The 12,521-nt window shown below is 51.8% G+C and carries 10 protein-coding genes; 6 read left to right on the forward strand and 4 right to left on the reverse strand.

Annotated features, from left to right (window positions below; translation table 11 throughout):
• The first annotated feature begins 5 nt into the window (after positions 1-5).
• Positions 6-1,016 (forward strand): Holliday junction branch migration DNA helicase RuvB, encoded by a 1,011-nt coding sequence (ruvB, locus tag HV041_RS06645; RefSeq protein WP_048211369.1) that lies wholly within the window; start codon positions 6-8, stop codon positions 1,014-1,016.
• Positions 1,017-1,107: 91 nt separating this feature from the next.
• On the opposite strand, the gene znuB is transcribed toward ruvB, so the two are convergent.
• Both znuB and znuC read right to left on the reverse strand, forming a co-directional pair.
• Entirely contained in the window at positions 1,108-1,893 is a 786-nt protein-coding gene (gene znuB, locus HV041_RS06650; protein WP_048211370.1) for a zinc ABC transporter permease subunit ZnuB, read from the reverse strand.
• Positions 1,890-2,645 carry a zinc ABC transporter ATP-binding protein ZnuC gene (gene znuC / locus HV041_RS06655; RefSeq protein ID WP_048211371.1) on the reverse strand — a complete coding sequence of 252 codons (756 nt, stop codon included), beginning with the start codon at positions 2,643-2,645 and terminating at the stop codon, positions 1,890-1,892. The genes znuB and znuC overlap by 4 nt, the downstream gene beginning before the upstream one ends.
• A gap of 78 nt (positions 2,646-2,723) precedes the next feature.
• Between znuC and znuA the strand changes: the two genes are divergently transcribed.
• From znuA to lpxM, 3 genes are all read left to right on the forward strand, one after another.
• Complete coding sequence (gene znuA / locus HV041_RS06660) at positions 2,724-3,668, forward strand: zinc ABC transporter substrate-binding protein ZnuA (protein WP_005120703.1); 945 nt, start codon at positions 2,724-2,726, stop codon at positions 3,666-3,668.
• Positions 3,669-3,683: 15 nt separating this feature from the next.
• Positions 3,684-5,003 carry a murein DD-endopeptidase MepM gene (mepM, locus tag HV041_RS06665; RefSeq protein ID WP_071887356.1) on the forward strand — a complete coding sequence of 440 codons (1,320 nt, stop codon included), beginning with the start codon at positions 3,684-3,686 and terminating at the stop codon, positions 5,001-5,003.
• Between the two features lie 121 nt (positions 5,004-5,124).
• Positions 5,125-6,096, forward strand: a complete 972-nt coding sequence (gene lpxM / locus HV041_RS06670) for a lauroyl-Kdo(2)-lipid IV(A) myristoyltransferase (protein WP_121584749.1) — start codon at positions 5,125-5,127, stop codon at positions 6,094-6,096.
• A gap of 86 nt (positions 6,097-6,182) precedes the next feature.
• Here lpxM and pyk read toward each other — a convergent pair whose 3' ends face one another.
• Together pyk and HV041_RS06680 are read right to left on the reverse strand one after the other, a co-directional pair.
• Positions 6,183-7,625: a pyruvate kinase gene (gene pyk, locus HV041_RS06675; protein ID WP_048211374.1), complete on the reverse strand. Its 1,443-nt coding sequence runs from the start codon at positions 7,623-7,625 to the stop codon at positions 6,183-6,185.
• A gap of 119 nt (positions 7,626-7,744) precedes the next feature.
• Positions 7,745-8,614: a MurR/RpiR family transcriptional regulator gene (locus tag HV041_RS06680; RefSeq protein WP_003034893.1), complete on the reverse strand. Its 870-nt coding sequence runs from the start codon at positions 8,612-8,614 to the stop codon at positions 7,745-7,747.
• Positions 8,615-8,981: 367 nt separating this feature from the next.
• Between HV041_RS06680 and zwf the strand changes: the two genes are divergently transcribed.
• Together zwf and edd are read left to right on the forward strand one after the other, a co-directional pair.
• Positions 8,982-10,457 (forward strand): glucose-6-phosphate dehydrogenase, encoded by a 1,476-nt coding sequence (zwf, locus tag HV041_RS06685; RefSeq protein WP_061068076.1) that lies wholly within the window; start codon positions 8,982-8,984, stop codon positions 10,455-10,457.
• 233 nt (positions 10,458-10,690) lie between these two features.
• The gene (gene edd / locus HV041_RS06690; protein WP_086523748.1) at positions 10,691-12,502 is read left to right on the forward strand and encodes a phosphogluconate dehydratase; all 1,812 of its coding nucleotides are present in this window, start codon (positions 10,691-10,693) and stop codon (positions 12,500-12,502) included.
• The last annotated feature ends 19 nt before the right edge of the window (positions 12,503-12,521 follow it).

The raw sequence follows: 12,521 nt of genomic DNA on the forward strand, positions 1-12,521 counted from the left end.
AGAGGATGATTGAAGCAGACCGTCTGATTTCGGCTGTCAGCACGACCCCTGAAGATCTGGTGGATCGTGCGATCCGCCCTAAATTGCTGGAAGAGTACATTGGTCAGCCGCAGGTGCGTTCGCAAATGGAGATTTTTATCCAGGCGGCGAAGCTGCGCGGTGACGCGCTCGACCATCTGCTGATTTTCGGTCCTCCGGGTCTCGGTAAAACCACGCTTGCCAATATTGTTGCCAATGAAATGGGCGTTAATCTGCGTACTACGTCCGGTCCGGTGCTGGAAAAAGCAGGCGACCTGGCGGCAATGCTCACCAACCTTGAACCACACGATGTGTTGTTTATCGATGAAATCCATCGTCTGTCACCGGTGGTGGAAGAAGTGTTGTATCCGGCAATGGAAGACTATCAGCTGGATATCATGATTGGCGAAGGCCCGGCTGCGCGTTCAATTAAAATCGATCTGCCGCCGTTTACGCTAATCGGCGCAACAACCCGCGCGGGGTCGTTAACGTCTCCACTGCGTGATCGCTTTGGGATTGTGCAGCGCCTGGAGTTCTATCAGGTGGCTGACCTGCAGCATATTGTTGGACGCAGTGCCCGCTTTATGGGGCTGGAGATGAGTGATGAAGGCGCGCTGGAAGTGGCGCGGCGGGCACGTGGTACGCCGCGTATTGCCAACCGTTTATTGCGTCGGGTACGCGATTTTGCTGAAGTGAAGCATGACGGCACCATCTCGGCGGATATCGCCGCCCAGGCACTGGATATGCTCAATGTGGATGCGGAAGGCTTCGATTATATGGACCGTAAGCTGCTGCTGGCGGTTATCGATAAATTCTTCGGTGGTCCGGTAGGACTGGATAACCTGGCGGCGGCAATCGGCGAAGAACGTGAAACCATTGAGGACGTGCTGGAACCGTATCTGATTCAGCAAGGTTTTCTGCAGCGTACGCCGCGCGGAAGAATGGCAACGGTACGGGCCTGGAACCATTTCGGGATCACGCCGCCGGCAATGCCTTAAGCCCCAATAATGCCGGATGGCGCTACGCTAATCAGGCCTACGGTATGATGTAGGCAGGATTAGGTGAAACCGCCATCCGGCGAAATACCACTCAGCTCGCTTGCTTCTTCATCATACTGAAGATAAACAGCAGTGCAGCACAAAGCACCACGGATGGTCCTGCTGGCGTATCATAGAACGCTGAGAAGGTCAGCCCGCCTGTAACCGCTATCATCCCAACGCCCACGGCAACACCGGCCATCTGTTCGGGTGTACGGGCGAAACGACGTGCGGTAGCCGCAGGAATTATCAGCAGTGAGGTGATAATCAGAGCCCCGACGAATTTCATCGCTACACCAATAGTGAGTGCTGTGACCAGCATCAGCAATAGCTTGACACGTTGCAGCTTCACGCCATCAACAAAGGCCAGATCCGGGCTGATAGTCATCGACAGCAGGTTACGCCACTGCCAGAACAAAATCGCCAGAACGATAACCACGCCAATGGCAATGGCCACCAGATCTTCTGGGGTGACGGCGAGCAGATCGCCAAACAGATAGGCCATCAGATCCACACGGATGTTGGACATCAGGCTGACAACAACCAGCCCTAATGACAGCGCACTGTGCGCCATAATACCGAGCAGGGTATCAATCGCGAGATGCGGGCGTTTCTCCAGCCATACCAGGCCTGCGGCCAGCAACAGGGTGACGGCGATAACCGCATAGAAAGGGTTTACATCCAGCAGCAGGCCAAAGGCGACCCCCAGCAGCGACGCATGAGCCAGCGTATCGCCGAAATAAGACATTCGACGCCAGACTACAAACGAGCCAAGCGGGCCAGCAGCACAGGCCAGCATGATCCCGGCTAACCAACCGGGTAATAATAATTCAATCATGAGTGACCATTTCCCCGGCGTAAAACAATGCGACCCTGTAAATCGTGGCGATGATTATGGTTGTGACGGTAAATTCCGAGTTGTTCAGCGCCGCGTTGCCCGAACATAGAAATGAATTCAGGGTGCATAGAAACCACCTCTGGCGTGCCGGAGCAGCAAATGTGGTGGTTCAGACACAGGACTTCGTCGGTTTTTGCCATGACCAGATGCAGGTCATGGGATACCATCAGCACGGCGCAATCCAGCTCACGTCGCAACTGATCGATAAGATCGTACAGTGCAACCTGACCATTCACATCCACGCCCTGAGTCGGTTCATCGAGCACCAGGAGCTGCGGTTTATTTAGCAACGCACGGGCCAGCAAGACACGCTGTGTTTCCCCGCCGGACAGTTTTTGCATCGGCGCATCCATCAGATGCCCGGCCTGAACACGCTTCAGCGCAGGGAGAATGTCGGTTTTCTTTGTGCCAGGACGTAAGCGCAAAAAGCGACTCACCGTCAGCGGAAGTGTTGTATCGAGGTAGAGTTTTTGCGGTACATAGCCAATCCGCAAATGCCCGTTGCGCTTGATAACCCCTTCATCAGCCGCTACCAGCCCCAATACAACGCGCACCAGCGTAGACTTTCCGGCCCCATTCGGGCCAAGAAGCGTTAAAATTTTGCCGGGTCGAAGTTCAAGCGATACGTCAGAAAGGACGCGGCGTTGACCATAAGAGACCGAGACATTTTCCAGTGAAACCAAAGTCGTCATATCAATTTTAGTCTTGCAGAAGTTATAGAATGTTATAATATCACATTTCTCACATTCGTTACGATGATTGGTCGCATTATGTTACATAAAAATACGCTTCTTTTCGCAGCATTATCCGCTGCTCTTTGGGGTAGTGCAACTCAGGCAGCAAATGCTGCTGTAGTGGCGTCACTTAAGCCGTTGGGCTTTATTGCTTCAGCGATTGCAGATGGGGTTACAGACACCCAGGTTCTGTTGCCTGATGGGGCTTCCGAACACGATTATTCGCTGCGTCCTTCAGACGTAAAACGCTTACAGAACGCGGACTTAGTTGTTTGGATAGGTCCGGAAATGGAGGCGTTTATGGAAAAGTCAGTCAAGAATATTCCTAACGCAAAACAGGTAACGATTGCGCAGCTCAATGACGTGAAACCGTTACTCATGAAAGGCGCTGACGATGATGATGACGATCATGGGCATAACGACGCTCACGGCGAAAAAAGTGACGAGCATCACCATCATGGTGATTACAACATGCATCTTTGGCTTTCCCCAGAGATAGCGCGGGCCTCAGCGGTTGCAATCCATGATAAATTAGTGGAACTTATGCCGCAAAGTCGAGCCAAACTTGACGCCAACCTGAAGGATTTTGAGGCACAATTAGCCGCAACCGATAAGCAGGTAGGTAACGAGCTCGCACCGCTCAAGGGTAAAGGGTATTTCGTTTTTCATGACGCCTATGGCTACTACGAAAAACACTACGGGCTAACACCGCTTGGTCACTTTACCGTGAACCCTGAGATTCAACCTGGTGCGCAGCGTTTACATGAAATAAGAACACAGTTGGTTGAGCAAAAAGCAACCTGCGTTTTTGCTGAGCCACAGTTCAGGCCAGCGGTCGTTGAAGCCGTAGCGAGAGGGACATCCGTTCGAATGGGAACGTTGGATCCCCTCGGAACGAATATCAAACTGGGTAAAACAAGCTATTCAGCGTTTCTGAACCAATTAGCCAACCAGTATGCGAGCTGCCTGAAAGGAGATTAATGAGGAAGTGAATACGTGCAACAGATAGCCCGCTCTGTCGCTCTGGCGTTTAATAATTTGCCGCGACCCCATCGTGTTATGTTGGGGTCGCTTACTGTTCTGACATTGGCCGTCGCAGTCTGGCGGCCTTATGTATACCATCCCGACTCTGCACCCATCGTTAAAACCATTGAGTTGGAAAAAAGCGAGATACGTTCACTGTTGCCAGAGGCCAGCGAACCTATCGATCAAGCCGCTCAGGAAGATGAAGCTATCCCTCAGGACGAACTTGATGACAAGACCTCTGGCGAGGCCGGGGTTCACGAGTATGTTGTCTCTACCGGCGATACGCTGAGCAGTATTCTGAACCAGTACGGCATTGATATGGGCGATATCAGCCAGCTTGCCGCATCTGATAAAGATCTACGTAATCTGAAAATTGGCCAGCAACTTTCCTGGACACTGTCTTCGGAAGGTGATTTGCAGCGCCTGACCTGGGAAGTCTCCCGCCGTGAAACCCGTACTTATGATCGTACAGCAACGGGTTTCAAAATGAGCAGCGAAATGCAGCAGGGCGACTGGGTCAACAGCCGAATCAACGGTACGGTGGGCGGTAGTTTTGTCGCCAGTGCAAGAGATGCCGGCCTGACCAGCTCTGAAATCAGCGCAGTGATTAAAGCGATGCAATGGCAGATGGACTTTCGCAAGCTGAAGAAAGGCGATGAGTTCTCCGTTTTGATGTCTCGCGAGATGCTGGACGGTAAACGCGAACAAAGCCAACTGCTGGGCGTTCGTTTGCGCTCTGAAGGCAAGGATTATTACGCGATCCGTGCTGAAGACGGTAAATTCTATGACCGTAACGGGACCGGGCTTGCTAAAGGGTTTATGCGTTTCCCTACGGCGAAGCAGTTCCGCATTTCGTCAAACTTCAATCCACGTCGCCTGAATCCGGTAACCGGGCGCGTTGCACCGCACAAAGGTGTCGACTTTGCGATGCCGCAAGGTACGCCGGTGCTGTCAGTCGGTGATGGTGAGGTGGTTGTCGCGAAACGGAGTGGCGCGGCCGGATACTATGTTGCTGTTCGTCACGGTCGTACTTACACCACCCGTTACATGCACCTGCGTAAGCTGCTGGTTAAACCGGGGCAAAAAGTGAAACGTGGCGATCGCATTGCGCTGTCAGGTAACACCGGGCGTTCTACGGGCCCGCACCTGCACTACGAAGTATGGGTCAACCAGCAGGCTGTGAACCCGTTGACGGCAAAACTGCCGCGTACGGAAGGGCTGAGCGGTTCGGATCGTACCGAGTACCTGGCTCAGGTGAAAGAGGTTCTGCCTCAGTTACGCTTCGATTAATAAATACACTGACAGAGCCGGTACGCTAAGCGTGCCGGCTTTTTTTATTTTGTACGGGACACGGTGCGCCGCTACACTATCAGCAGATTTACTTTTTCGCGGCCCCCGATACTGGAAGAGCATGGAAACGAAAAAAAAGAGTATTGAGTATATCCCTGAGTTTCAAAAATCATTCCGTCACCCGCGCTACTGGGGCGCCTGGCTTGGCGTGGCAGCGATTGCAGGGATTGCATTAACGCCCGCGTCATTTCGCGATCCCGTTCTGGCGAAACTGGGGCGGCTTGCCGGACGGCTGGGGAAAAGTTCGCGTCGTAGAGCGCTTATTAATTTATCCCTCTGTTTTCCAGAGCGCAGCGAAACCGAGCGTGAGGCCATCGTTGATGAGATGTTTGCGACTGCGCCTCAGGCGATGGTTATGATGGCAGAATTAGCCATGCGCGGTCCGGAGAAAATCCAGCACCGCGTTGACTGGCAGGGCCTGGAAATTATCGATGAGATGCGACGTAATGAGGAAAAGGTGATTTTTCTCGTCCCTCACGGCTGGGGTGTTGATATTCCGGCAATGCTGATGGCAGCTCAAGGCCAGAAAATGGCAGCGATGTTCCATAACCAGGGCAATCCGGTATTTGACTATGTCTGGAATACGGTACGTCGACGTTTCGGCGGTCGTTTACATGCACGTAACGACGGTATTAAACCTTTTATTCAGTCGGTACGGCAGGGATACTGGGGATATTACTTACCGGATCAGGACCACGGCCCGGAGCACAGCGAGTTTGTCGATTTCTTCGCGACCTATAAGGCAACGTTACCGGCGATTGGCCGCCTGATGAAGGTTTGTCATGCACGCGTAATACCGCTATTCCCGGTGTACGATGGTAAAACGCATCGCCTGACGATTCAGGTACGCCCCCCCATGGATGACATTCTGACGGCCGATGACCATACAATTGCCAGACGGATGAATGAAGAAGTGGAGATTTTTGTCACCCCACATCTTGAACAATACACCTGGATTCTGAAACTGCTAAAGACCCGCAAACCCGGCGAGATTGAGCCCTATAAGCGCAAAGATCTCTATCCGAAGAAATAAAAAAAGCCTCTCGTTCGAGAGGCTTTTTTGTATCAGGCGACCTGTGCGCCTGATAAGCGAGTAATATCAGGCAGTCAGCAGAGTCGTTATTCTACAGTCAGAATACGTGTGGTGTTGGTGGAGCCGATGGTGCTCATGACATCACCCTGGGTCACAATCACCAGATCGCCTGACACCAGGTAGCCTTTGTCGCGCAGCAGATTGACCGCTTCGTTGGCAGCCATTACACCGTCAGTTTCGCTGTCAAAGTGGACCGGTGTAACCCCACGATACAGAGAGGTCAGATTCAGCGTACGCTCATGACGAGACATCGCGAAAATTGGCAGGCCAGAACTGATGCGTGATGTCATCAGCGCAGTACGACCGGACTCGGTCATGGCGATGATAGCGGTAACGCCTTTCAGATGGTTCGCGGCATACATCGCTGACATGGCGATAGCTTCTTCGACATTATCAAACTGTACGTCGAGACGGTGTTTAGAAACGTTGATGCTCGGGATTTTCTCTGCACCCAGACATACGCGAGCCATAGCTGCGACGGTTTCCGCCGGGTACTGGCCTGCCGCAGTTTCGGCAGACAGCATGACGGCATCAGTCCCATCCAGCACGGCGTTTGCCACGTCCATGACTTCCGCACGTGTCGGCATTGGGTTAGTGATCATTGACTCCATCATCTGCGTTGCGGTAATAACCGCACGGTTCAGCTGACGTGCGCGACGGATCAACGCTTTCTGAATACCAACCAGCTCCGGGTCGCCAATTTCCACGCCCAGGTCACCACGCGCGACCATTACCACGTCAGAGGCAAGGATGATGTCATCCATCGCATTCTGGTCGCAGACAGCTTCAGCACGCTCTACCTTGGCAACAATTTTCGCATCGCAGCCAGCGTCGCGCGCCAGGCGGCGGGCATAATTCAGATCTTCGCCACAGCGAGGGAAAGAAACCGCCAGATAGTCAACGCTGATTTGCGCTGCAGTAATGATGTCTGCTTTGTCTTTTTCCGTCAGAGCTTCAGCAGAAAGGCCACCGCCAAGTTTGTTGATACCTTTGTTGTTGGAGAGCGGGCCACCGACAGTGACTTCGGTGAAGACTTTCATACCCTGAACTTCCAGCACTTTGAGCTGTACGCGACCATCATCCAGCAGCAGGATATCGCCCGGCACGACGTCAGCAGGCAGGCCTTTGTAATCGATGCCGACTTTTTCTTTGTCGCCTTCACCTTTACCGAGGTTGGCGTCTAACAGGAATTTGTCGCCAACATTGAGAAATACTTTCCCTTCTTTAAAGGTCGATACGCGGATTTTAGGTCCCTGCAGGTCACCCAAAATAGCTACATGACGTCCCAGTTTGGCGGCAATCTCACGGACTTTATCCGCCCGCAATTTGTGATCTTCTGGAGAGCCGTGCGAAAAGTTCATACGTACAACGTTCGCCCCAGCGGCGATAATTTTTTCAAGGTTGTTATCGCGGTCAGTTGCCGGGCCTAAGGTGGTAACGATTTTGGTTCTGCGAAGCCTTCTGGACATGTAATACTCCGTTGACTGAAACAACTTGGTGTTGCGTGAACATTAATCCGGCCGTTCTCGAACATAAACGGTAAAATGAACGACCCGGATGATAAAAGGGTAGAACATTGTTATTGCTTTTAGCGGTCATCACTCTTGATGAGTAATTCTTTATCAAAACGCGATTCCTTGAGCGCTTCCTTGACACGCTTCAAGTTATCTCTAAATTTTGCCCCACGGCGCAAAGTAAATCCCGTAGCCAGCACATCTATCACGGTAAGTTGAGCAAGTCGAGAGACCATGGGCATATAAATGTCAGTATCTTCCGGTACATCGAGGGTAATTGCCAGCGTTGCTTCACGTGCCAGCGGAGTACCAGGAGATGTCAGGGCAATCACCATGGCATCGTTTTCTCTTGCCAGTTGTGCCAGTTCCACCAGACTTTTGGTTCTTCCGGTGTGTGAAATGAGCACAATGACATCGTCATCACTACAATTCATACAGCTCATGCGTTGCAGTACGATGTCGTCGGAATAGATAACCGGAACGTTAAAGCGGAAAAATTTATTCATCGCGTCATGTGCTACCGCGGCGGAAGAACCTAAACCAAAGAAGGCAATTTTCTTCGCCTGGGTTAATAAATCTACTGCCCGGTTTACCGCCGCGTTATCCAGCGACTGGCGAACGTGGTCGAGGCTTGCCATCGCTGACTCGAAGATTTTCCCCGTGTAAGATTCAACGCTGTCATCCTCATCTACATTGCGATTAACATAAGGGGTACCATTTGCCAGACTTTGCGCCAGATGCAGTTTAAAATCAGGAAAGCCGCGGGTGTCCATGCTGCGACAGAAACGGTTCACCGTTGGCTCGCTGACATTCGCTTCTACAGCAAGTGCGGCGATACTTGAATGGATTGCCCGCTCGGGAGAGGCAAGAATAATGTCGGCGACTTTACGCTCTGACTTGCTCAAATGTTCCAGTTTTAACTGGATTTTTTCCAGCATATTCATGATGTAGGTAGACTCATGGGTCATGGGCAAAAACGATTTCAGCGATACGGGGAAACCGATACACAATTTAGTGTATAGATATTACCCCTGCTAATGCAGCAACGGGGCAAAATGGACAGAATAGTTGTTGTTTTTTTTCATTACATGATCGGAGTCGGATTTTCATACTTCGTCATGGGTACGAAAAATACGACTTTTTTATCCATTTTGATGGGTTATACGCCAATAAAGCGGCTGTTCGCGGTAACAGCACGGCTGGATAAGCGTTTACGGTTTCCGGATTCACGTAAAAGCAGTACAGTGCACTGTAATAAAATTACAACCAGTGTCTGGCAAAAGCACCAGGCACTTAATTGAGGAGAATGACATGGCGGTAACGCAAACAGCCCAGGCATGTGACCTGGTCATTTTCGGTGCGAAGGGTGACCTGGCGCGACGGAAATTGCTGCCTTCCCTGTATCAACTGGAAAAGGCCGGTCAGATTAACCCGGAAACCCGTATCATTGGGGTTGGGCGTGCTGATTGGGACAAAGCTGCCTATACCAAGGTTGTACGCGAAGCGCTCGAAACTTTCATGAAAGAAAAAATTGATGAAAGTTTATGGGAAACTCTCAGTGGCCGTCTGGAGTTTTGTAACCTGGACGTCAATGACACCGCCGCATTTAGCCGTCTGGGCGAGATGCTGGATCAAAAATCACGTACCACGATTAACTATTTCGCTATGCCGCCAAGCACCTTTGGCGCGATCTGCAAAGGCTTGGGTGAAGCAAAGCTGAATGCTAAACCCGCTCGCGTGGTGATGGAAAAACCGCTGGGCACGTCTCTGGCGACATCCCGTGAAATCAACGATCAGGTTGGCGAGTACTTCGAAGAGTGCCAGGTTTATCGTATTGACCACTATCTCGGGAAAGAGACGGTCCTGAACCTGTTGGCACTGCGTTTTGCCAACTCCCTGTTTGTGAACAACTGGGATAACCGCACTATCGATCACGTAGAAATTACCGTGGCTGAAGAGGTCGGTATTGAAGGCCGCTGGGGCTATTTTGACCAGGCCGGTCAAATGCGCGATATGATCCAGAACCACTTGCTGCAAATCCTCTGCATGATCGCAATGTCCCCTCCGGCTGATCTGAGCGCCGACAGCATTCGCGATGAGAAAGTGAAGGTCCTGAAATCGCTGCGTCGCATCGATCGCTCGAACGTGCGTGAAAAAACGGTTCGCGGCCAGTACACCACTGGTTTTGCCCAGGGTAAAAAGGTACCGGGTTACCTGGAAGAAGAGGGCGCGAATAAGAGCAGCAATACGGAAACGTTTGTGGCGATCCGCGTCGATATCGATAACTGGCGTTGGACGGGTGTACCGTTCTACCTGCGTACCGGTAAACGTTTACCAACCAAGTGCTCTGAAGTGGTGGTTTATTTCAAAACACCTGAGCTGAATCTGTTTAAAGAATCCTGGCAGGATCTGCCGCAGAACAAGTTGACTATTCGTTTGCAGCCTGATGAAGGGGTTGATATCCAGGTACTGAACAAAGTGCCGGGTCTGGACCACAAACATAATCTGCAGATCACTAAGCTGGATCTGAGCTACTCAGAAACCTTCAACCAAACGCACCTGGCCGACGCCTATGAGCGCCTGCTGTTGGAAACCATGCGCGGTATTCAGGCTCTGTTTGTGCGTCGCGATGAAGTCGAAGAGGCCTGGAAGTGGGTGGATTCAATTACTGAAGCCTGGGCGATGGATAACGAGTCGCCGAAGCCTTATCAGGCAGGAACCTGGGGACCGGTTGCGTCTGTAGCCATGATCACCCGTGACGGTCGTTCCTGGAACGAATTCGAGTAAAAGATCATCTAGCCATTAGGTGTTATTTTACCGGTAACATGATCTAACACAGATTGTAGAATAATTTTTGCACTTTTAAACCTCGCGTGGATTCACCCGCGAGGTTTTTTTTATTACACTGCCTGAAACGATTTTGCCCCTGAGCTACGGCTAACAAGCGATTCAGCTATATTTAGTAATGCTGAATACATTGTTTACCCAACCGCTCTGACAGATAAATTTTAGGAGCCTCTATGAATCCGAATTTGTTACGCGTAACACAACGCATCGTCGAACGTTCCCGGGACACGCGTTCCGCCTACCTCGCTCGAATCGAACAGGCTAAAACGACTACCGTCCATCGCTCACAGCTGGCATGCGGCAATCTGGCGCATGGTTTTGCCGCCTGTCAGCCGGAGGATAAAGCCTCGCTAAAAAGCATGTTGCGTAACAATATCGCGATCATTACCTCCTATAACGACATGCTTTCCGCACACCAGCCGTATGAACACTATCCGGCCATCATTCGCAAAGCACTACATGAAGCCAATGCGGTGGGCCAGGTTGCTGGTGGTGTACCTGCGATGTGCGACGGTGTGACCCAGGGCCAGGACGGTATGGAGCTTTCTCTGCTAAGTCGTGAAGTCATTGCGATGTCAGCGGCTGTGGGGCTCTCACACAATATGTTCGACGGTGCGTTGTTCCTCGGCGTGTGTGACAAGATTGTCCCGGGCCTGGTCATGGCGGCGCTTTCCTTCGGTCATCTGCCTTCAATCTTCATCCCTTCAGGCCCGATGGCGAGTGGTCTGGCGAACAAAGAGAAAGTGCGTATTCGTCAACTGTATGCCGAAGGCAAAGTGGATCGTATGGCACTGCTCGAATCCGAGGCTGCGTCTTATCATGCGCCGGGAACCTGTACGTTCTACGGCACCGCTAACACCAACCAGATGGTGGTGGAGTTCATGGGCATGCAGTTGCCAGGTTCCTCTTTTGTTCACCCGGATGCACCACTGCGTGAAGCATTGACCGCAGCGGCGGCCCGTCAGGTAACACGTCTGACCGGCAACGGCAATGAATGGATGCCGATCGGGAAAATGATTGATGAAAAAGTGGTTGTGAACGGTATTGTGGCACTGCTGGCGACCGGCGGTTCAACCAACCATACGATGCACCTGGTAGCCATGGCGCGTGCAGCCGGTATTCTGATTAACTGGGATGACTTCTCCGATCTATCCGATATCGTGCCGCTGATGGCGCGTCTGTACCCGAATGGCCCGGCAGACATTAACCATTTCCAGGCTGCTGGCGGTGTGCCTGTATTAATGCGTGAACTGCTGAATGCGGGTCTGTTACATGAAGATGTGAACACTGTCGCTGGATTCGGTTTATCGCGCTACACCCTGGAGCCGTGGCTCAACAATGGTGAACTGGACTGGCGCGAAGGTGCGGAAAAATCACTGGACAGCAATGTGATTGCCGCCTTTGATCAGCCATTCTCCCATCACGGCGGCACTAAAGTACTGAGTGGTAACCTGGGGCGTGCGGTGATGAAAACCTCAGCTGTTCCAGTTGAAAATCAGGTGATTGAAGCGCCTGCCGTGGTCTTCGAAAGTCAACATGATGTGTTACCGGCGTTTGATGCGGGTCTGCTTGACCGGGATTGTGTGGTCGTTGTGCGCCATCAGGGACCAAAAGCGAACGGAATGCCAGAATTACATAAACTCATGCCGCCACTTGGTGTATTATTGGACCGTTGTTTCAAAATTGCGTTAGTTACCGATGGACGACTTTCAGGTGCTTCAGGTAAAGTGCCTTCAGCAATCCATGTAACTCCAGAAGCTTACGATGGCGGGCTGCTGGCGAAAGTGCGCGATGGCGACATCATTCGTGTGAATGGACAGACAGGTGAATTAACGCTGCTGGTTGATGAAGAGGAACTTGCTTCCCGTCAGCCTCACATCCCTGACCTTAGCGCTTCGCGCGTGGGTACCGGGCGTGAAATGTTCAGCGCGTTGCGTGAAAAGCTGTCCGGTGCGGAGCAGGGCGCAACCTGTATCACTTTTTAAGACTTAATTTGTAATCAGG

Source organism: Citrobacter sp. RHBSTW-00029 (genome assembly GCF_014104295.1).
Lineage (GTDB): Bacteria > Pseudomonadota > Gammaproteobacteria > Enterobacterales > Enterobacteriaceae > Citrobacter > Citrobacter youngae.